This is a genomic window from Pseudoalteromonas luteoviolacea, from assembly GCF_000814765.1.
GTDB lineage: Bacteria > Pseudomonadota > Gammaproteobacteria > Enterobacterales > Alteromonadaceae > Pseudoalteromonas > Pseudoalteromonas luteoviolacea_H.
In genome coordinates, this window is the sequence record NZ_JWIC01000007.1 from 756657 (window position 1) to 777994 (window position 21338).

General features: G+C 41.5%; 19 protein-coding genes. 11 read left to right on the plus strand and 8 right to left on the minus strand.

Annotation, left to right across the window (positions count from 1 at the left end):
- Positions 1-9 precede the first annotated feature (9 nt).
- From prpC to JF50_RS17620, 5 genes are all read left to right on the plus strand, one after another.
- The gene (prpC, locus tag JF50_RS17600) at positions 10-1131 is read left to right on the plus strand and encodes a bifunctional 2-methylcitrate synthase/citrate synthase (protein ID WP_039610685.1); all 1122 of its coding nucleotides are present in this window, start codon (positions 10-12) and stop codon (positions 1129-1131) included.
- Positions 1132-1231: 100 nt separating this feature from the next.
- On the plus strand, positions 1232-3820 hold the full coding sequence (acnD, locus tag JF50_RS17605) for a Fe/S-dependent 2-methylisocitrate dehydratase AcnD (RefSeq protein WP_039610686.1): 2589 nt from the start codon (positions 1232-1234) through the stop codon (positions 3818-3820).
- Positions 3821-3875: 55 nt separating this feature from the next.
- Complete coding sequence (gene prpF / locus JF50_RS17610; RefSeq protein WP_039610687.1) at positions 3876-5051, plus strand: 2-methylaconitate cis-trans isomerase PrpF; 1176 nt, start codon at positions 3876-3878, stop codon at positions 5049-5051.
- Between the two features lie 104 nt (positions 5052-5155).
- On the plus strand, positions 5156-5761 hold the full coding sequence (locus tag JF50_RS17615) for a LysE family translocator (RefSeq protein ID WP_039610688.1): 606 nt from the start codon (positions 5156-5158) through the stop codon (positions 5759-5761).
- Between the two features lie 22 nt (positions 5762-5783).
- The gene (locus JF50_RS17620; protein WP_039610689.1) at positions 5784-7079 is read left to right on the plus strand and encodes a methyltransferase domain-containing protein; all 1296 of its coding nucleotides are present in this window, start codon (positions 5784-5786) and stop codon (positions 7077-7079) included.
- 8 nt (positions 7080-7087) lie between these two features.
- On the opposite strand, the gene JF50_RS17625 is transcribed toward JF50_RS17620, so the two are convergent.
- A complete protein-coding gene (locus JF50_RS17625; protein ID WP_052262402.1) occupies positions 7088-7861 on the minus strand; it encodes a putative porin in 774 nt (257 codons plus the stop codon).
- 162 nt (positions 7862-8023) lie between these two features.
- Between JF50_RS17625 and JF50_RS17630 the strand changes: the two genes are divergently transcribed.
- The 4 genes from JF50_RS17630 (at position 8024) to JF50_RS17650 (ending at position 10987) form a co-directional block, all read left to right on the plus strand.
- Positions 8024-8404 (plus strand): STAS/SEC14 domain-containing protein, encoded by a 381-nt coding sequence (locus tag JF50_RS17630; RefSeq protein WP_039610690.1) that lies wholly within the window; start codon positions 8024-8026, stop codon positions 8402-8404.
- 85 nt (positions 8405-8489) lie between these two features.
- The gene (locus tag JF50_RS17635; protein ID WP_039610691.1) at positions 8490-9188 is read left to right on the plus strand and encodes an SDR family oxidoreductase; all 699 of its coding nucleotides are present in this window, start codon (positions 8490-8492) and stop codon (positions 9186-9188) included.
- Between the two features lie 541 nt (positions 9189-9729).
- Positions 9730-10254 carry a hypothetical protein gene (locus tag JF50_RS17645; protein WP_039610693.1) on the plus strand — a complete coding sequence of 175 codons (525 nt, stop codon included), beginning with the start codon at positions 9730-9732 and terminating at the stop codon, positions 10252-10254.
- 481 nt (positions 10255-10735) lie between these two features.
- A complete protein-coding gene (locus JF50_RS17650; protein ID WP_039610694.1) occupies positions 10736-10987 on the plus strand; it encodes a YdcH family protein in 252 nt (83 codons plus the stop codon).
- A 100-nt stretch (positions 10988-11087) separates the two neighbouring features.
- On the opposite strand, the gene JF50_RS17655 is transcribed toward JF50_RS17650, so the two are convergent.
- The 3 genes from JF50_RS17655 to JF50_RS17665 all read right to left on the minus strand — a co-directional run bounded on the left by JF50_RS17655 (position 11088) and on the right by JF50_RS17665 (position 13517).
- Entirely contained in the window at positions 11088-11492 is a 405-nt protein-coding gene (locus JF50_RS17655; protein WP_052262403.1) for a hypothetical protein, read from the minus strand.
- 130 nt (positions 11493-11622) lie between these two features.
- The gene (locus JF50_RS17660; RefSeq protein ID WP_039610695.1) at positions 11623-12960 is read right to left on the minus strand and encodes an NAD(P)/FAD-dependent oxidoreductase; all 1338 of its coding nucleotides are present in this window, start codon (positions 12958-12960) and stop codon (positions 11623-11625) included.
- Entirely contained in the window at positions 12960-13517 is a 558-nt protein-coding gene (locus tag JF50_RS17665; RefSeq protein WP_039611048.1) for a GNAT family N-acetyltransferase, read from the minus strand. The genes JF50_RS17660 and JF50_RS17665 overlap by 1 nt, the downstream gene beginning before the upstream one ends.
- Positions 13518-13766: 249 nt before the next feature.
- Between JF50_RS17665 and JF50_RS17670 the strand changes: the two genes are divergently transcribed.
- Positions 13767-15236, plus strand: a complete 1470-nt coding sequence (locus tag JF50_RS17670) for a chitinase (protein ID WP_080760274.1) — start codon at positions 13767-13769, stop codon at positions 15234-15236.
- Between the two features lie 33 nt (positions 15237-15269).
- Here JF50_RS17670 and JF50_RS17675 read toward each other — a convergent pair whose 3' ends face one another.
- The 4 genes from JF50_RS17675 to JF50_RS17690 all read right to left on the minus strand — a co-directional run bounded on the left by JF50_RS17675 (position 15270) and on the right by JF50_RS17690 (position 19753).
- The gene (locus JF50_RS17675; RefSeq protein ID WP_039610696.1) at positions 15270-15599 is read right to left on the minus strand and encodes a hypothetical protein; all 330 of its coding nucleotides are present in this window, start codon (positions 15597-15599) and stop codon (positions 15270-15272) included.
- On the minus strand, positions 15587-16603 hold the full coding sequence (locus JF50_RS17680) for a hypothetical protein (RefSeq protein WP_152614582.1): 1017 nt from the start codon (positions 16601-16603) through the stop codon (positions 15587-15589). Before JF50_RS17680 ends, JF50_RS17675 begins: the two co-directional genes overlap by 13 nt.
- Before the next feature lie 207 nt (positions 16604-16810).
- Positions 16811-18205 carry a hypothetical protein gene (locus JF50_RS17685; RefSeq protein WP_039610698.1) on the minus strand — a complete coding sequence of 465 codons (1395 nt, stop codon included), beginning with the start codon at positions 18203-18205 and terminating at the stop codon, positions 16811-16813.
- A gap of 162 nt (positions 18206-18367) precedes the next feature.
- Entirely contained in the window at positions 18368-19753 is a 1386-nt protein-coding gene (locus tag JF50_RS17690) for an FG-GAP repeat domain-containing protein (protein ID WP_080760275.1), read from the minus strand.
- A 285-nt stretch (positions 19754-20038) separates the two neighbouring features.
- Here JF50_RS17690 and JF50_RS17695 point away from each other — a divergent pair, with 285 nt between their 5' ends.
- A complete protein-coding gene (locus JF50_RS17695; protein WP_152614583.1) occupies positions 20039-21265 on the plus strand; it encodes an RsmB/NOP family class I SAM-dependent RNA methyltransferase in 1227 nt (408 codons plus the stop codon).
- Positions 21266-21338 lie beyond the last annotated feature (73 nt).

The following is a 21338-nucleotide window of genomic DNA, read 5'->3' on the forward strand; positions in this document are numbered from 1 at the left end:
GAGAAAGTGATGGCTAAAGTACTAAGTGGTGCAGGTCTACGTGGTCAAGTAGCAGGGAAAACTGCATTATCAACAGTAGGAAAATCTGGTTCAGGGCTAACTTATCGCGGTTATGATGTGAAAGATTTGGCTGAAAACTGTCAGTTTGAAGAAGTTGCCTACCTCATTCTTAAAGGCAAACTGCCAAATCAAAGCGAGCTTGACGAGTATAAAGCCTTATTGAAGTCAATGCGTGGTTTACCTGTGGCACTTAAAGACGTGCTAGAGCGCATTCCAGCAGATGCCCACCCAATGGATGTATTGCGTACAGGCTGTTCTATGCTGGGTAACTTGGAAGGCGAAGCTAGCTTTGATGAGCAAGGTAAAGTGACAGATCGTATGCTGGCGTGTTTCCCAAGCATCATTTGTTATTGGTATCGCTTTAGCCATGATGGCGTTCGTGTTGATGTTGAAACGGATGATGATTCTATCGGTGCGCATTTCTTACATCTTCTGCGTGGTGAAAAGCCATCAGAGCTTCACGAGCGCGTTATGCATGTATCACTTATTCTTTATGCTGAGCATGAGTTCAATGCATCTACTTTCACTGCGCGTGTATGTGCGTCAACACTATCAGACATGCATTCTTGTGTGACAGGCGCAATTGGTTCACTGCGTGGTCCACTTCACGGTGGTGCTAACGAAGCCGCGATGGAAATGATTGAGCGTTTTGAATCTGCTGATCATGCCGAGCAAGAAATGATGGGCATGTTAGAGCGTAAAGAGAAAATCATGGGCTTTGGTCATGCGATTTATTCTGAGTCAGATCCACGTAATGAAATCATTAAAACGTGGTCTGAAAAACTGGCTGCAGATGTTGGCGATACGGTGCTTTATCCTGTGTCTGTTCGCTGTGAAGAAGTGATGTGGCGTGAGAAGAAGTTATTCTGTAACGCGGATTTTTTCCATGCATCTGCATATAATTTCATGGGGATCCCAACGAAGCTATTTACCCCAATTTTTGTGATGTCTCGCCTAACGGGCTGGGCTGCACACGTGATGGAGCAGCGTGCGGATAACCGTATTATTCGTCCTTCGGCTGAATATACAGGTGAAGACCTTCGTCCAGTGCCTGCGATTGCAGCGCGCTAGTTAGCCGACGACTTATATAGACCGTAAGTCGTGAGCACGCGGTGCTTAATAGCGCTGCGTGCTAAGCACACCGTCACATCTTCAGTTGGAAAAAGCAGTTATGAACACCCAATACCGTAAACGATTACCTGATTCTACTCTATGTTACTATGATACGCGCGAGGCCATCGAAGCGATAAAGCCAGGCGCATATGATGGACTACCTTATACCTCAAAAGTCCTCGCAGAAAACCTAGTGCGAAGAGCTGAGCCTGAAAAGCTTAATGACTTCTTGACGCAAATAATTGAAAGGCGCAGAGATCTTGACTTTCCATGGTTTCCTGCGCGCGTTGTGTGTCACGATATTCTGGGTCAAACAGCACTGGTTGATTTGGCTGGCCTTCGTGATGCCATCGCAGAAAAAGGGGGCGATCCTGCCAAAGTCAATCCAGTGGTACCGACTCAGCTCATTGTTGATCACAGTTTGGCTGTAGAGCATGCAGGTTATGAAGAAAACGCATTTGAGAAAAACCGTGCGATAGAAGATCGCCGGAACGATGACCGTTTCCATTTTATAAACTGGACTAAAACAGCGTTTAAAAATGTCGATGTGATCCCACCGGGCAACGGTATTCTTCACCAAATCAATCTAGAAAAAATGTCGCCAGTGGTTCAGGCGCGAGATGGTGTTGCATTTCCTGATACGTTAGTCGGTACCGACAGTCATACCCCGCATGTTGATGCATTGGGTGTAATTGCCATTGGTGTAGGTGGCTTAGAAGCGGAAAGTGTCATGCTTGGCCGTGCATCCTATATGCGACTACCAGATATTGTGGGTGTTGAGCTGGTAGGTAAACGCCAGCCGGGTATCACTGCAACGGATATTGTATTAGCCATTACTGAATTTTTACGTAATGAAAAAGTGGTCTCAACCTATTTAGAGTTTTTCGGTGAAGGCGCAAATGACTTAACCCTTGGCGACCGAGCGACGATTTCAAATATGACACCCGAATATGGCGCAACGGCTGCTATGTTCTACATAGATCAGAAAACCATTGATTACTTGAAGCTCACGGGCCGTGATGATGAACAAGTCGAGTTAGTAGAAAAATATGCCAAGCTGACTGGCCTTTGGGCAGATGCCATGACTGAAGCCAAGTATGAGCGCGTATTAAAGTTCGATTTATCCAGTGTAGGACGGAACTTAGCGGGTCCATCTAATCCGCATCGCCGTGTGGCAACGCAAGATTTGGCAAAGCAAGGCATTGTGGCTGATTACGAAAAAACAGAAGACCAAATGCCGGATGGCGCGGTGATCATCGCTGCAATCACCAGCTGCACCAATACCAGTAATCCACGCAATGTGGTCGCAGCGGGCTTGCTGGCAAGAAACGCCAATAAACTTGGCCTGAAGCGCAAACCTTGGGTCAAAACATCATTTGCACCGGGCTCCAAAGCGGTGCGTTCTTATATGACTGAAGCAGACTTACTACCAGAGCTTGAAGCGCTTGGCTTTGGCATTGTGGCGTTTGCATGTACTACGTGTAACGGAATGAGTGGGGCACTAGACCCTAAAATTCAACAAGAAGTCATCGACAGAGACTTATATGCAACGGCTGTATTGTCGGGTAACCGAAACTTTGATGGTCGTATTCACCCATATGCTAAGCAAGCATTCTTAGCGTCACCGCCATTGGTTGTGGCTTATGCTATTGCAGGTAGTGTGCGCTTTGACATTGAACAAGATGTCCTTGGTCATGATCAAGCGGGTAATCCGGTAACACTGAAAGACATTTGGCCAAGTGATGAAGAGATTGATGCGGTTATAGCAAACAGTGTGAAACCACAGCAATTTAGAGAAGTATACGACCCGATGTTCAACCTCACGGTTGATTATGGTGAAGATAACGACCCATTGTATGAATGGCGCGAAATGAGCACCTATATCCGTCGCCCTCCATATTGGGAAGGCGCGCTTGCAGGCGAGCGTACGATGAAAGGCATGAGGCCGCTGGCTATTTTAGGTGACAATATTACTACCGATCACCTCTCACCTTCTAACGCAATTATGGCAAGCAGTGCAGCAGGTGAATACCTGGCCAAAATGGGCCTACCTGAAGAGGACTTTAACTCTTATGCGACTCACCGAGGAGATCACTTAACCGCGCAGCGTGCAACGTTTGCGAATCCGAAGCTACTCAATGAAATGGTGAAGGAAAATGGTGAAGTGAAGCAAGGCTCTCTTGCACGTGTTGAGCCTGAAGGCCAAGTGACCCGTATGTGGGAAGCAATTGAAACATATATGGATAGGAAGCAGCCGCTTATTATTGTGGCAGGTGCGGACTATGGTCAGGGCTCCTCGCGAGATTGGGCGGCAAAAGGGGTGCGTCTTGCGGGTGTTGAAGTGATTGTTGCTGAAGGGTTCGAACGTATTCACAGAACCAACCTAATTGGTATGGGTGTATTACCGCTGGAGTTCAAAGCTGGCACAACAAGATTGACACTTGAGTTAGATGGCACAGAGACTTATGACGTTGTGGGTGAACGTACACCGGGTACAACGTTGACGCTGGTGATTAATCGTCGAAATGGTGAGCGTATCGAAGTGGATGTAACGTGCCGATTAGATACCGCAGAAGAGGTGTCAATTTATGAAGCGGGTGGCGTATTGCAACGTTTTGCAAAAGACTTTTTAGAAGCCAACGCTTAATCAATATTATCAATATAAACCCAAGCAATGCTTGGGTTTATTGTTAGGAAGGATTATGAGTTTTAAACCACAAATAAAAATACCTGCCACATACATGCGCGGCGGGACTTCAAAAGGTGTATTTTTCAATCTAGAAGACTTACCGAAAGGCGCACAAGTTGCCGGTAAATTGCGGGATGATATTTTACTTCGTGTGATCGGCAGCCCAGATCCGTATGCGAAGCAAACTGATGGCATGGGTGGGGCGACTTCCAGCACCAGTAAAACGGTTATTTTGTCAAAGAGTAAACAAGCTGACCATGACGTAGATTATTTGTTTGGGCAAGTGGCGATTGATAAACCATTTATCGATTGGAGTGGTAATTGCGGTAATTTAACTGCGGCGGTTGGTGCTTTTGCCATCAGTAATGGTTTAGTTGATAGTACTCGAATACCTGAGAACGGCATTGCAGTTGTTCGTATTTGGCAAGAAAATATTGGTAAAACCATCATCGCGCATATTCCAATCACTCATGGTGAAGTACAAGAAACTGGTGACTTTGAATTAGATGGGGTGACGTTTCCCGCCGCTGAGGTGGTTGTTGAGTTCTTAGATCCAGCCGATGCCGATGCTGATATGTTCCCAAGTAGCAATTTAGTGGATGTACTTGAAGTGCCAGATGAAGGGGCCTTTGATGTCACCATGATAAATGCGGGGATCCCAACTTTGTTCTTTAGAGCTGAGGATTTGGGCTTTAACGGCACTGAATTGCAAGAGGCAATTAATGGTGATGCAAATACGTTGCAAAGGCTTGAGAAAATCCGCGCTTATGGTGCACTGAAAATGGGCCTGATCAACGACCTAGAAGAAGCTAAGGTTCGTCAACATACGCCCAAAATAGCTTTTGTTAGTGGCCCCTGTGCCTACTCAGCATCCAGTGGTAAAGCCATCAGTGAGCAAGACATCGACCTAAATGTACGAGCGCTGTCTATGGGTAAGCTGCACCATGCGATGATGGGCACGGCCGCGGTGGCCATTGCAACTGCAGCGGCAATTCCGGGGACTTTGGTCAATGAAGTCGCAGGTGGTGGACAACGAAATCAAGTCACGTTTGGGCACCCGTCTGGCACCTTAAAAGTTGGCGCTGAAGCTGAGCAAAATGGACAAAGGTGGATAGCTAAAAAAGCCATCATGAGCAGAAGTGCACGTGTATTGATGGAAGGCGTTGTTCGCATACCTTCACCCGAATAAAGCGCATAGGTTGAGGTGTTCGCCTCAACCGTCTATCGTCATTTTATCGACAAACTCAACATAAGAAAAACATCACATAAAGAAAAGGAAAGTTTGGAGCCTTCATGTTAGAAGCCATTATTTCGCTCGCATTTACAACATTTTTGTTACTTGGCTCACCTGGTCCGGCCCCACTGGCGCTCGCCGCTGTTGGTGCAAGCTCTGGGGTTAGAGAAGGCGTGCCATTCTTACTGGGTATTTTGAGTGGCTTGCTGGTCGCTATTGTCGCGTCGGCAACAGGGCTAGGTGCGTTACTGTTAAGCTTCCCGCAATTAACGCACGTATTGCAAGTCGCAGCTTTACTCTACTTACTTTACGTTGCATATAAAATTGCTACCAATAAAAGTGCTTTATCTTCCACTGGAGATAAGTCTGTTGGTTTTATGGATGGGTTCATTTTGAATTTGTTTAACCCTAAAGCATATGCTGCCTGTATCGCTATATTTGCTAATGTCGCCTTGCCGTTTGAATCTCAAGTGCAGGCGAGTGTGGTGGCGGCCAGTATACTGTTTGCGGTTGCAATCGTGGCAGATGCGCTATGGTTATATTTTGGCGGGGTTTTACATCGTGTTGTCAAAACTTCGCAACAGCTCAGATATTTAAGACTGTTTTTTGCAAGCCTTTTAGTTTTACTTTTGGGGTATGTCACTCTATCCTCAACGTTAATTTAAGTTTATAAAAAATAGGGAAGTTATGGGATTATCTAAATCACAGTTTGTCGATGTTACGCAGATTTTACTGAGTGCGCCAAAAGGAGCTGTCGATAAAGCTGATATCAAAGCCATGGTGGACTACTTAGGCACTGTTACTGGGATATTGACCAGCACAGATATGAATCAGTCTGATAAAACAGAAACCGCGTCAGGTGTTGCGATTTCTCCCGTGCAAGCGGCAAAGTGTTTTGAAGAAACAGTGCGAACGCAATTATTTGCTCAGGGGGTTGCTCAGGCGATAAGCGAGCACACGGCAGCAAACAATACACCTGCGAGAGTGCTGTATGCGGGAACTGGTCCTTATGCTACTCTTTTAATACCTTTGTTAGCAGTGAGTGATAACTTACCTGTTGAGGTTACCCTAATTGATATTCATCAAGAGAATATTGATGCGGTGCATAAATTAATTAATCACTTTAATCTAGGTCATTACAATATTCGTACGCATCATGCGGACGCGACATTATGGCAACCACAGTCCCCTCAAGAGCGCTTTGATATTATTATTTCAGAAACCATGACTGCCTTGTTAAAGCGTGAGCCGCAAGTGTACATTTTTAAACATTTGGTTCAGTTTTTAGCGCCTGAGGGCGTACTTATTCCGCAGCAAGTAAGTTTAAAAGCATGGTTGACTCAAGGTGAAAATGAAGCTGCGAATACGGAGTTACTGGGTGAATTTTTCTGTTTGGAAAAATCAACATCTTTGGCTTTAAGTCAGGATGATTTTAGCTGTTTCTCATCCGGTCTAACTATCCCAGATAAAGATTGCTCAGGGTATACAGTTAAGCTGACTACGGATATTCGAGTATACGGCGATCTTGTATTGACTGAGGGTGATTGTAGCTTAAATATTGCATTTAACTTTAGTCCTTATGATGTCGTACTGACGGCAAATGAGACTATTCAGTTTAATTATGTAGCACCAAGTAGCCCAGACTTTTCGATTGTCTTCCCAACAGCACAGTGGCAGTACAGTGATTACACATTACCGAAAAGTGATGACGTTGGCAGGCTCGGATTGATGCAGCTGAAGCGCAGTTTTCAAAGAGCTTTTATGATAAAACGAGGAGAGCGGTTTGAGGTACTGGATGCAGAATGGCACGCAGAGTTAGTGATCTATGACATGCTTGCATTAAACTGTGCTGAGGTAACAGCAAAAATGTTTGAATTAGAGAGCTTCGCTGATTTTGAGTCATGGGTTGAGGCAAGCACAGGCGCCTTGTCACATACGAAAGTAGAAGCCATCAATGATGCTTTTCGTCGTCGCATATACTAATTCGACGGTTAAAACTGAGCTTGCATAGACATCTCTAAGGATTGCTCATCATCACTTTGCTCTTGATATCGTGCTTTGACAAAAAAGCTGTGATTAACGAAATATTTGCCTTCGACAAGTAGATGTGACTCGTTGCTGCCCAGCCCAAGGGCAAAGTGCTGGTTAAAATAATAATTGGCAATAAAGTTATTGTGATTTTTACTGTTTGAGTTTTCGTGAGTTAAATCAAGCGTAAAGTATTTTTGCTCTCCAAGACGACGAAAATAGCGTACTTCAACCTGCCAATTATCGAATTCATCATCACTGATTAAGGTGGTACCAATATACGCATTTTCATCAATATCGATGTTGAGTTGCCCTTGTAACCAAATAATATCATCGCTGCCAGTTTGGTGTTGATGTCTAGCACTGACTTTCAGGTTTTCAAAAAACAGATAACCCAGCCCAACTGTGTAGTTATCGTCTGTGTCTCCTAAGTCTTCAATGCTTGCTGTAGCAAACCAGTTAGAGATAAATAGCTCACCTTCGACACCGGTAAAAACAGACTGCTCATCATTTGTGTAAGATAGGAGTACATTCGTGTCAGTATCTAAGTAGCCAAAGTCATCCCACACCCAAAAATTAGCCTGAGGCGCAAAGTAGTAATGTGTACTCAAGTGCAAGGTGCGTGTATCAGCATCTTCAAGTTTGGTGTAACTAGCTTGATTAAACCATGTTTTTTCAATTTGCGCATAACAGTGTGAAGTGACCAAACTCACAAGAAAAAATATTAATATTTTCAATGCTTTTCCTATTTTTTTAGTTTTACCTGACGTCAAGGTTTGAATGAGCGAGTAATTTTAAGAATAGTCGATTTATAAAAATGTGCGTGATGGATAATTTTGGACTATTGTAAAAAAGAGCATTGTTTACTTTTTTTTTACTTTTATAAGCGGAACATGTAAATGAACGAATTCCATGGTATTTCAGTCGGCACGGAACGTCGGGATTTTGGTTTATTACTGAGTTTTAAAGCGGTTGGCCGGCTTACCCATGAAGACTATGTCGTTGTGCTACCAATCGTTGACCATGTTGTATCGCAAAATATAGAAGAAGACATTTATGTCCTAATTGACCTGACTGAACTTAAAGGCTGGGAGGTCGGCGAAGTTTGGACGGATATTCGACTTGCCAGTCAATATAGTGAACAATTTACGCGGACCGCGGTTATTGGGTGTAATCGATGGCAGCGGATGATGTCTATCATTGGGGGCTGGATACTTGGCGGTCAAACACGATACTTTTCTGAAGCATACGCAGCAAAGCACTGGCTGAATCGCCACTAGCCTTCCTTAGATACTCACCTTAACTTGATTTTCTAGCTTTTATTAGTTCAAATTTGCCTAACGTTTATTAGATTGGGGGTAAGTAATGCCAAGTGTATTGATAACAGGTGCTAATAGAGGAATTGGCTTAGCATTAGTCAGGTTATATTTGGAGCATGGCTGGCATGTACATGCCACGGTAAGAAATATGAGTTCATGTAGTGAATTACGTCATTCTGATACGCTTGGTTATCCTGGTAATCTTGATATTTATTCTTTAGATGTGACCGACTATGTGCAACTTAATAATCTTGCTGGCACTTTACAGCATCAGGCGATTGATATTGTCATTAATAATGCAGGATTGTATGGACCTAAAGGGTACGGTTTTGGGCACTGCGATGTAGAGGCGTGGCGAGAAGTGATGGAAGTGAATGCGATTGCCCCAGCTAAATTGGCAGAATCATTTTATCCGCATTTGATGTTAGGGCAGAAAAAAGTATTTGCAGCACTTTCTTCAAGAGTTGGCAGCCATACCGAAAATACCAAAGGAGGGGGTTACATCTACCGAAGTTCAAAAGCAGCACTTAACTCAGTGATTAAAAGCTTATCGAATGATTTGCTGCCACAGGGCATAAAAACGGTAGCGCTGCACCCTGGCTGGGTAAAAACAGAAATGGGTGGGCCCAATGCATTGATCTCACCAGAAGAATCTGCACAAGGACTTAAACGCGTGATTGATCAACTACAAGAAGCGCAAAGTGGCTGCTTTTTAAGTTTTGATGGCTCTGAAATCCCATGGTAACAGGGTGTTTCAACATCAATAATAATCTATAGATTAACGTGATCTTACTATTAAAAAACGCTCTATTTTTAGTTTGATGCTGTTACGCGCTTTTGACTTATATAATTATCGTATTTTTATTCAAGGGTGATTATCTAAATATAATCACTTTAATGAATACGTGTCTAATGCAGCTTCTGATAATGATGTGTTTAATTTACAAAGCGTTAATGTTTATGTAGCATAAATTTATTTATGATCTTTTCTTACTATATGGAATATGTAACGAGCATTGGTGAGTGAGAAAGGAAGTTGCGGATGAATAAGGTATAAGAAGTACGATGTGGGCTGCGAACTCAAAAACAATGAACATTACGCAAGCTGGATTAGCTAAGAAAATGATAAAGCTAGTCGATCAGAACATTTTCATCAGTTGGGTAAGTAATAAGTCAGACACCCCATTTATTAAACTACTCATAATATTAATGCTCCATGGGCAATCATCGGCAACTTATTTTGGCTCTATAGATAGACTTACAAACAAGAACAAGGAGCATGCGTAATGGAATTTGTTGTCTTTCTTAATTTTCCTATATATATCATCGCGTTATTTTTGGTTTGGGGGAGTGTGAACGGTCGATGGTTCATTCTGTCATTACTGTTTTTAGAGATCATAGATATGACACTTCTTCCATTGTTCGCACATTTACAAACTCCATACTATGCGCTGGTTGTGTTATTAAATACGGTATTTTTGATTGGGATATTAGGCCGCCAATACTGGGCCAGTATACTGTTTAAGTATACGAGAGTTAGTTACTTTTCTGAGGCAACCCGTCAATACGCACTTTCTCCACACGAGGCGGCAATTTGTTTGTTGTTTTTTATGTCTCTCGTAGTTAATTTGGTTGCAGGCATTGAAGTATGGTTATACCTTAGTTATTTTATTGATCGTACTTTTGTCGTAGAGTATATTTTAAATCCTGTACAGATATTGGTTCATATATTAGAGTGTTTGGTGGTGATTGCGTATATCACTAAACCCTTTAAAGCAAAAAGGACTAATAAATATGATTATATTAATTAACAGACAAACTTTGTTAGTAACGGGAGGTGGAGCTGGTTATGCAAATAGAGAAACTCCGATCAGACCTCAGCCAACAAAATGCATTGATGTAACTATGCGAAAAAAGTCGGCTTGATGGGAAAGTAAAAATTATATAATACGTTGCTTTAGACAGTGGGTTTACGCCAAAGCGCGTTGCAGTTGGGCGAATATGTTCGTCACCTATCTTCTCTGTTATAAAAAATAGCTTCCCATCGGCTCATTTTTCGTACCTGATTACGCCTGTTTTTTGCTCTGCCCATGTGTTCGAAAAACCAGAACTGTGTTTTTAGGTCAAAATAACATTAAGCACAGTATGAGATAAGCAGTCCCCCTTTTTTTGAGATCTATTTAGTCTGACCTTTTAATCAAGTAATGTGTAATTACTGATGTAGATCAATTGTAATTTCTTGTGTTTGGCAATAATGAGATCAAGCCTACAAATATGCATAAGGACCTATCAATGAGCATAGAAAAACACGATTTATTACATGAATTTCCGGATCATCATCACACCATCCGTCACCTCAAAATGAATGATAACCATTTTGCTAAACTATTTAATAAATACAATGATTTAGATAGAGAAGTGCGTCGTATAGAGGATGGAGTTGAAAACACGACAGATGATTACTTAGACACAAAAAAAATGGAACGTGTTCAATTAAAAGATGAGCTGTATGGCTTGATTAAAAAAACGGAAGCGGCAATATAAAAGCGCTTTATCTAGTATGATATAAGGAGGTCATTGACCTCCTATGATCGCTGAATATAGGCAGTGTTACATTGAAGGCTTATTCAGCGATTACGAAATATTATTGGCACTTGATAGTTGCATATAGTTGATAGCATTGATTTTTACTACCAGTGCTTTTATACACCCAAGACTTTCCGTACCAATCGTAGTTTGCATACGATGACTCATCTTCACCACATGTGATTGTGCTACCGCTGACTTCCTGGTTATGACCACGCTCTTCACAGAATTGGTTACCGTTTGTAGAGCCAACAAAGAACTTTTGAAGACGACCATTCACCCATACACGTGGGCTGTAGTATGTTACAACACTTGATGCAAATACGCCTTGGTTAGGAGCAATTGTTACTTCTGCTTTTTCGAATGCAACATTGCTGTTTTCCGCAGTCTCTAGCTCAATTACATTCGCAGCAGCAACACCAGAAATACTTGCAAATAAAGTAGCGATAACGAACTTTTTCATTTTATTTTCCTTATTTATGTTTAATAGCCCGTTTTATTAAACGGCTTAAACATTGAAATAAGATGTGTTTTTTGTTTAATTTTTGATCTATTTTTGTGGCTTCTTTGTGTTGGTTCAATGATATCCCCTGTTAAAACAGACTATCTTTGAACTGTGCATAGTGGTAATACGCAAGTTGACCTAATCGACTAAACCTAGCAAATGGCATTGAAGGAGCAGGCTTACTGTAGATGGGTAATGAAGGGGTCTTATTTGATGTTGCCATTTGTGCTAAACGCAAAGCTGCTTGTGCACTAAATGCGACACCGGCTCCGCAATAACCAATGGCGTAACCAATATTATCTTTAAAATAAATATGTGGATGGTCATCTAACGTGGCTGCAATATAGCCATGCCAGTAATGATCCGCAGTCAGTGATTTTAGTGCTGGAAAACCACTGTGCATGGCGCGAGTAAGATGCTGCTGGTATCTTACTTTGTCCTGGTCTTTACCGTATACCGCGCCCCTTCCTCCAAATAGTAATCGGTTATCAGGTAAAAGACGGTAATAGTATTTTAAGGTTCGAGTATCCATCATAACTTGGTGTGTTTTTAGCCCTGTCGTGGCTAACTCATCATTGCTTAAAGGGCGAGTCACTAGGATACTGCTTAAAATTGGTAGATATTTTTTACTGATTGTGGAGTGAAAATCCCTATTATTGTATGCATTTGCTGTGATTAGCAGGTTTTTGGTCTTTAATTGGATACTGTTTACATCAACAATATGATCTGCGCCTATTTTGCCGACTCGCTCAGCTAAACTCTGTTCAAATACATCAACACCTACCTGTTGAGCCATGCGTTTGTATGTATAGAGTAGTTTGAGTGGATTTAACCCAAAACCATGTTGGTTTCTAATTGCACCGTATGTATTGGGCATATTGATAAAATTGGCACGAAGTTCTTCAACATTGATAAAAGACAGGTGTTCATCAGAGAATATTTTTTTTGCATATTGAAAGCTGTCAAATAAAGACGTCATTGCTTGTTTTGAGTGAGCTATCTTCAGGTAACCATTTTCTTGCTGATCACAGTCGATATTGTGAGTGTGTATTAACTCATTTATGCGTGACACACCACTTTGGTATTCCTGATAAACCTGTGAAGCGATGTCTTCCCCCCATTGCTTGACCATACTTAGTGGGCTCAATCTACCCGTTGTGGGCAACGCAAATCCAGCATTTCTGGCACTGGCACCGAAGCCAACTTGATTTGCTTCTAGTACACACACACGTTGGTTGTAAAGTGTGGCCATGTAATAAGCTGTCAATAAACCTGTAAAGCCTCCGCCAATCACAATGGTATCGTATTTTGTCGATTCTTCTGGTTTTCGGATTACCTTGCTTTGTTTAACTTGAGTCGCCCAATAAGTGGCAGGCAATGGCTGACCTTTGCAGTTAGCGTGATATAGTGGGTCGTAAGTATTCATCAAAATTCCAATACCATTTCAGCTGCTTGACAGTGGCATTCGTTACCGCAAATAGGGCACTCATAACCATCATTTATGCAGTTTTCCAGCCATCGATCATCGTGTAATTTTACGAGCTTTCCGCCTGATTTAGTGAAGTATTTTACAGCACCGTTGCCAGGGCTTTGCTTCCAAAGGTGAGCAACTCCGGCTTTGGCACCTTGCTGCTTTAGTACGTTTACAGAGGCTGCTAATAATTTCGGCCCAATGCCTTGACCCTGTGATTGAGGGTGAATGGCGATGCATTTAAAGTACGCCATAAACTCTGTGCCAACCGGCCATTTTGAGGGCGTACACCACTTATCAATTGTCCATTGCTCAGCACAATAAGTGAGCCTAAATCCGACAACGTGATCTAACTCGTTGATTGCAACAAAAGAGGCATTGAGACCATTTTTTAGGCCCATTTGATAAATTTGCTCAAGTTTCTTGTCGTCTAAATAGTTTTCTCCATGCACTAAGTTTCCAAGAGAAATAACTTGAGAAAAATAATTGTGGCTAAGTTGTGTCAGCTTCATCATGTTACTTATTCTTTTTTCTAATAATATTTCCCTATTTTGCAGAACATATAGTGATAATCAAGTTTGCAATTGTTCGAAAAACAGGTAATTCACGTTGACAGCGATGTCAATGTGTAATATTTGTTAAATTGATGAACATTGATATTCATCAAGTCGAAAGCAGCTGGTTACTGCTTTTTAGATACAACATATAAAGAGAAATTAAATTTTAATTTTATTTAATTCAACAACATGTAAAGGTAAATTATGAATAACAGCAAAATTGGGGTAAGTAAGCTTACCAAAGTCGCCACCGTGTGTTTGCCAATTTTATGCGCGAGCGCATTTACTCATGGTATGAATGTTCAGCCTGATCCTAATAACCCCGGCGGATATGTTGTATCTAGAGCAGATTTAAACGCCGCTGAGCAAGCATTAACAGCTGATCCAATGTATGCAATTTGGTCTAAAGCACTTGAGACTCGTAGCAATACCATTGTTGAAGCCATTGTGCCTGGTGCCGCGAGTAATCCGAGTAACGTAAAACGTGTTGAACGTGTTTTTGGCCAAGCCGAGTGGGATTTTTTAACACAAATGGCTGCGCCAGAATACACTTACACGCGTTTCTTACGTGCTATTGGTAAGTTTCCAGCGTTCTGTGGTGAGTATACAGATGGCCGTAATGCGGACGCCATTTGTAAAAAATCAATCGTGACGGCATTTGCTCATTTTGCACAAGAAACTGGTGGTCATATTTCTAAAGATAATATCTCTGATAATCCCAATAGGTTAGAAGAGTGGCAACAGGCACTGGTACATGTTCGCGAGATGGGGTGGTCTGAAGGACAAGGTGGCTATCGTACAGGGTGTGGACAAAATGATTGGCAAAACCGCCGTTGGCCTTGTGGTGCTGGGCAAGGGTATTTCGGCCGAGGTGCAAAGCAGTTATCGTATCACTTTAACTACGGCATGTTTTCTGAAGTGATGTTTGATGGAGATGCAACAGTCCTTTTGAATGACCCAGGTCGAGTCGCTGATTCATGGTTAAACTTGGCATCAGCCATTTGGTTCTTTTTAACGCCACAAGCACCGAAACCTGCGATGCTACATGTCATTGATAGAACGTGGGTGCCTTCACAAGTCGAACTTAATGCAGGTATTGGTTATGGCTTTGGTACCACTATCAATGTTATTAATGGCGGCATTGAATGTGGTGAACACAATCGCAATAAAGGGCAACCTGTCAATCGTATTCGTTATTGGGAAGGACTATCTCATTATTACAACATTCCAATTGAGGCTGATGAAGAAAATACGTGTTGGCAGCAAACTCCATTTGGTAGTCTGAACCTAGATGGTGCCAATGGCGTGTTGTATACAAACTGGGAAGCCAGTTGGGCCCATTATTCAGATAGACCTGGGGGTCACTCTTTTGAGTGTAAATTAGTGGGTTATCAAACTGCTTATTCAGCACTTGTTCCTGGTGATTATGAGAAGTGTGTGACGAACTTTTATCAGTCGCACACTGGCTGGCCAAGTGTATCTGTCGTTGATACGTTACCGCCTGTCGACGACAAGCCTCCAGTAGGTGGAGTGAAAGCTTGGGAGAGCAATAAAGTGTACCTTAAAGGTGATCAAGCGAGCTACCAAGATAAAATCTACGAAGCTAAGTGGTGGACCCGAGGTGACACACCTAGCCCTACAAATACGAGTGGACCTTGGAAGTTAATTAAGTAACAAGAGGAGGGGAAACCGAGGTTTCCCCTAACATTATGTCTTGTAAGTGAGGCTGTTACTGGCCATTTTATCAAACAGCTTAGACCCTACGCGTTTCTCGAAGCTTATCATACTGTTGAGGTAGGCCTCTCTTAAGTCATTAAATGTGTGCTCTGTATTGAGCGCGCTAAGGGTTAATGTGACTGATAAATTACCATGTTCAACTACCTGCACGACATCATCAAATTTTAGCTGTGGAATCGTTTCTTCTCCATCATTGATAATTTGCCAGTGAGTTTTGCCTTGTATGTCATTCTCCCATGCGTAGTTAACAGTGACGAGGTTTACTCTGTAATCTACCGCACTAAAATCTAACACAGCCATGTGGGACTCTCTTTAATCGAATTAACGAATGACTCATAGGTTGAGGTGAGCACATCATCTAGTTGGATATGGGTAAGATCTGATATTTTTCCTTTATCACTGACACGATTCATCGCAGTGAAATATGAAGTAAATGACAGAACATCAGTAAGCTGCATATGACGTGGGCGATTTAAAGATAAATAATTGACCGTTTCTAGGTCATTGAAAATCACCAGTTGGTTCTTGTCTTTATAAGATGGATGTGTGTATGTGGCTTGATTAACCACCACTGAGTGTACTTCGTTATTACCCGAATAGGATGAGAAGTTAATTGTCTCTTGGTCATCAAACTGCATATTATTTAAATCGACCAGTGTCCCAGAAGCTGTGATTTGCTGATCTGATAATGTGATAGTTGCCGCTTTCGATGTATCAAACAATCCACCTTTGTGACCAGCTTCCGATTGAGTAAATACAAGTGTTTGGGCTTCAGCTGTGCATGTGTTGAACTGCGCTTGTGCCTCTGATAATAAAACAGGTGTTGTGCCGACATTAAACACTATTGAGTCAGGCGATTCGGCTTTAAGTGTCGTCAAGTCATATGTGATTGCAGTGCATCTACAAGGTTCTTTATCGTTAAAGCTGAGCGAATCGATTTTGAAACCTTCAGCGACATTTAATAATGTTTGGATCTGGAGGTGCTTCTCACCATTTTCAGTTGTGGCATTATAAACGAGAGAAACATGTTGCGTATTCTCAGGAAGCGTTGATGCTACTTCACCAGACGTAGATCTTTTCTCTGAAGAGATAAAGCTTCCATCAGCACTGTGATAAATAATGTCGGCAACAATTGCTTCACTAACACATGCATTGCTTTTAAATGTAGTTAATGAAAAATTTGGCTCTACAGTGCTTGGTGGGGTCTCTGTACTTGGCTTTTCCGCGACTGGAGGGGTAGCCGGAGTATCATTATCATTCCCTCCACACCCTGTGAGTTGCATTGCACCTAGTATGGCAATCAAAAGTCCATTTTTTTACGTTCATTATATATCCTTTGATAAGTAGAAATTTGCTGAAAAACAATCATACATCAGGGTGGTGGTTTATAAATAAAATATAGTGGTTTATAAAATATAAATAATAAAAAATTATTTATAATAAGATTCTTTGTAAGGGAGTTTAAAGTGGAGGGTTTAGGAGAAGCGTAGCTTCTCCTAATTATGTGTTGATTATTGCTCTGAAGATGTAAATGAATAACTTGCCATGCCATCAAATAATTTAGAGTCTACGCGCTTTTCAAAACTTTCAGCGCTCTCAAAATACAGCTCTCGCATATCATCAAAGTTTTGTTCAGTATTTAAATCTAGCAAAAGGACTTCCATAGATACATTATTAAATGACATTGAGTCACTAGGTAAAATGCTTCCAAAATCAATATCAGGAATAACATCTTGGCCATCAGTAAAGACATTCCAGCTGACATTTCCGTGGTCAAAGTCAGACCAATTCATCTTAATCATAACCGCATCGAGATTACTTACCGTAGATTTTATGTTAATTGCCACGTCATTAGATTCATTTGCGTTCATTTGCATAAAGAAATTATACACACTGCTATACGCATCAGTGTTATCAAAGTGCTGTGGCCGGTTGGTATTACCTTCGTTATCAATTGGAGTTAATGCATATGAATGTGTTCTGATAAAGCCACTACCTGTAAACTCTTCGCTAAGTTTTGAAGTAGATAAATAGCTGACGGTATCAAGGTCACTAAAGATCACTAACTTATTGTGAGGCTCACTAAATAGATTATTAATCGCTGCCCTTGGTAAATTCACATTGTATACAGCTTCATTTCCAACATAAGATGTTAAGTTAATACTTTCATTAGGCTCAAAGTTATAGTTACTTAAATCTAATGGTGTGCCCGAAGCCATTAACTGGTCATCAGATAATGCTATAGTGGTTGACTCAGAGGTGTCAAATAGACCTCCTTTATAACCTGCCGCTGAATGAGTGAATAGCAATTTTTGTTGCTCTGGCACACATGCGTAAACCTCATTTTCTGTGTTTGACAAGTCAATAGTACTGTTTGTAGCGTTGTGCAAGTCAGCATCGGGGGCCTGTGCAATCAATGTCTCAAGGTTATATGTAATATCGCTACAGCCACATGTATTAGGGTTGTTAAATACGAGTGCATCAACTTCAAAGCCATCTTGAACATTCAGTATAGTTTGTACTTGAGTATGCAGTGTATTTTGACTGTCTGTTGTTTTTAGTATAAATGAAACATGCTTTGTATTTTCTGGTAACCCAGTATCTATTTGTCCATTTGAATTGGTTTTTCGACTCGAAATAAATGCGCCATTTTGGTCGTGAAATATGACATCAACAGATATGGCTGTGGAGCTACATTGATTATTTTGGATAGTTCTTACAGCTAAAGGGGCAAGTTGTACGGGTGCCGGTGTCGGTGTAGATGTCGATGTGGATGATGCTGTTGGTGTCTGTACAGGCCTTGTTTCTGTACGAGGTGTTCCTTCATCGCTTCCTCCGCCACCACATCCAGTTAATTGAAGTGCAGAGATCATGGTCAGCACGAGTGCATTGTATTTTAGTTTCACAATAGTTCCTTTAAGATGGTTATTTTTCCTAAAATGGAACCATACCGTGATTTATTATTTTTTTGAAATAAAATCAATAAAATATTAATATATTTATTTCTTTATTACTTAAAAAGGAACTAAAGGCATAGAATATTGCCCTTAGCTCAGTATAAAGGATTTCTAGTTTAATAATGTTTCAATTTTAACCTTTCCTTGTTTATCTGCGTATTTAAAAACAAAGTCTTCTTTGCCATTCTGATCTATATCTACTAGTACAATATCGTTTGGGTTTTTAGGGAGAGGGCGGTTTATTTTCGTGCGTTCTTTACCTAATAAATGATTAGAGGTTCCAAAATATATGCTTAAGGTTTCACCGCCAGACTTAAAAACAAGGTCATGTTTTTTATCTCCATTTATATCCCCAGTATAATAAGGCATACCTTGCATCGAGCGTTTCATATCAATTTCAAGTTCAACTTCTTTTTCGGTGCTCGGAGTGCTTTTAAACAGCGTATGCGGGTGCTGTCTAAAAAAGTGCATGTCGACGTCAATGTCCGCTTTTCCCCCACCCAGTGCCATCGCTGCGATGGTTGTTAAGCCAATGTCGACATTGAGTGTTTGCAAGTCAAGTAAGCCATCACCATCAAAATCATATTCGATGCGCATGCCTCCAGCTCCGATAGTGTGAGGTAGTTTTATTGCGCCGGAGTTAAAACCTTTAGCCTGTCCAAGGTATAAATCATATTCTACTTTGGCCTCAAGGCCCGAAATACCCTCTGTAACGGGTCGGATCCGAGTGACTAAATCTAAGTGCCCATCTTGGTTAATGTCTAATAAATTTTGTGTAGTACGAGTCCGATTCCCCTCAATTTTGCCAAATGTAGTAGGGAGGTGAACATACTCTACCTCTTTCGCATAACCTGATTTATTACCATACAGCACTGCGACTTCTTGGCGTGTACGAAACACCAAATCCATGAAACCATCAGCATTAAAATCATGAACAATGGGTAAAGAGGTAAAGTTTGTGCTGATTTCCAGTGATTCATTATAAGTATGACTTCTTAAAGGTAAGCTATATTCAAAGTCATGTTTCACAAATTGTCCATCGGACTGCTGAACAAACAGCTCATTGCGAGTAAACCCAGGTAAATAGATATCACTCAAGCCATCTTTATTGACATCTAAAATAAATTCCACTTTTTCAAAGTCATCCACTTGCAGACGAGTAAGTAAGCTCGTGGAAGCGACCAGACGTGTTGTTTTATTGGGGGTCACCAAATACACACCGCCTTTATCTAGCACAAATGCTTGTACCTCTTTAGAGTGAGCTATATACCCATAATGAAACCCTTTTGAAGTGGTACTTATGGGGAGTTTGTGCGAGGTGGTTTGGTTTAAGTTGATCCGTTCTAAGGCTTTTTGTTCTGTATTAACTGCGAAAACGATCGGTGAGTCTGTTAAGAGTAATGGGCTATTAGTGTCTATTTTTAGTGGCATTTGAGCACTATATCCATGGCTTGATACGATGATACAAGCAGCCAAAAAAGCGTTAAACTTCATCATTTTCTCCAAATCGAAAATTGACCTTTTGAGTGAAAAGGTTTTATTGGGTTATTTTTCTCTTTTTATTACCGTCCTGAATGACAGGATTAACATTCTTAGCTTGGTATTAGTCTTTGTCGGTCAAAAATAGTTCGATTTAGATGCTATGTGAGCAGTCTTGATTACGCAATGTAGAGGTTGTAATTATTTGTGACGACCTGTGCGAAAGGAGACGTTAATTGAGTGGTGCATGACGCATAAAAGCGCTACAATTCGCGCCTTGTACTTCACAAATGAGAAACCACCGTGATAGCACCCCGTCAATTGCTAGAGAGCTTGAATAGCGCCTTATTACAGGCTTCAACATTAGAACAATATGCCGACAAAATAGTGCAGCAGCACTTGCAAGCAAATCCAATTTGGACTGTCGAACAGCGCGCATATTTTGTTACAACTCTCTACGATTTGATCCGCTATAGTCGAAAGCTGTGCTGGGGACTAGGACGCAGAGATTTAGTGGACTCTATTACTGGGTTAAATTCTGATGATGCATGGCACATATGGGGTGCATACACTGTGTTAAGCGGTCAAACGCTTCCGGAGATACCTGAAGTCTCATCATTGAATATAGAAGATATCGAAAAAGAACTCGCCAGTGCGCCTGAAGATGTGCTGCTTAGCATGCCAGCTTGGCTGGACGAGCGAGCGAGAAAGGAGTTGGGCAGAGTATGGGAGCGAATTGCCAATGCACTCAACCAATCAGCTGAACATTTTATTCGAGTGAATTCACTTAAAAGTGATGTGGTGAGTGTTCAAGAGAGTTTGGCTAAAGAGCATATAACCACTGTCGCTGTTGATGGTTTACCAAATACGCTTAAAGTTGAGAAAATGGGGTATTTGTTTAGAACCGATGCATTTCAAAAGGGTCATTTTGAAATGCAAGATGCGGGCTCTCAGCAAATAGCCAGTTTATTGGATATAAAGCCTGGCATGAAAGTAGTGGATGCATGTGCTGGGGCCGGTGGAAAAAGCCTGCACATTGCTGCCTTGCTCGAGAATAAAGGGCGTTTATTATCATTAGACATCCATCAACATAAGCTGGATACGTTAAAAAAGCGTGCCAAGCGCGCAGGCTCTCATGTGATAGAGACGCGCTTAATCCAAAATAGTAAAACAATTAAAAGACAAAAAGAAAAGTTTGATCGCGTGTTGTTAGATGTGCCTTGCTCTGGCACAGGTATATTTCGACGTAACCCAGATGCAAAGTGGCATTTAAATGAGAAAAATGTGGATGATCTGATTGCTTTGCAAAAAGATATTTTGCAGCGATACAGTCAGATGTGTCGAGTTGGCGGCAAGCTGGTCTATGCCACTTGTTCTATTCTTCCCTCTGAAAACGAGCAGCAGGTGCACGCATTTTTAGCTAACAATTCAAACTGGGCCCTAGAAGAAGAGCTCAGCTTAGTCCCGGGTGTAACCTGTGAGTATGATGGGTTTTACGGCGCAGTATTAGTAAAAAAAGATATTTCATAATTGACGGGGTTGAAGTTATGCACTTTCGACCCAACAAAAAAAGTATATATTACTAGGCGGAGTATTCGGCTGC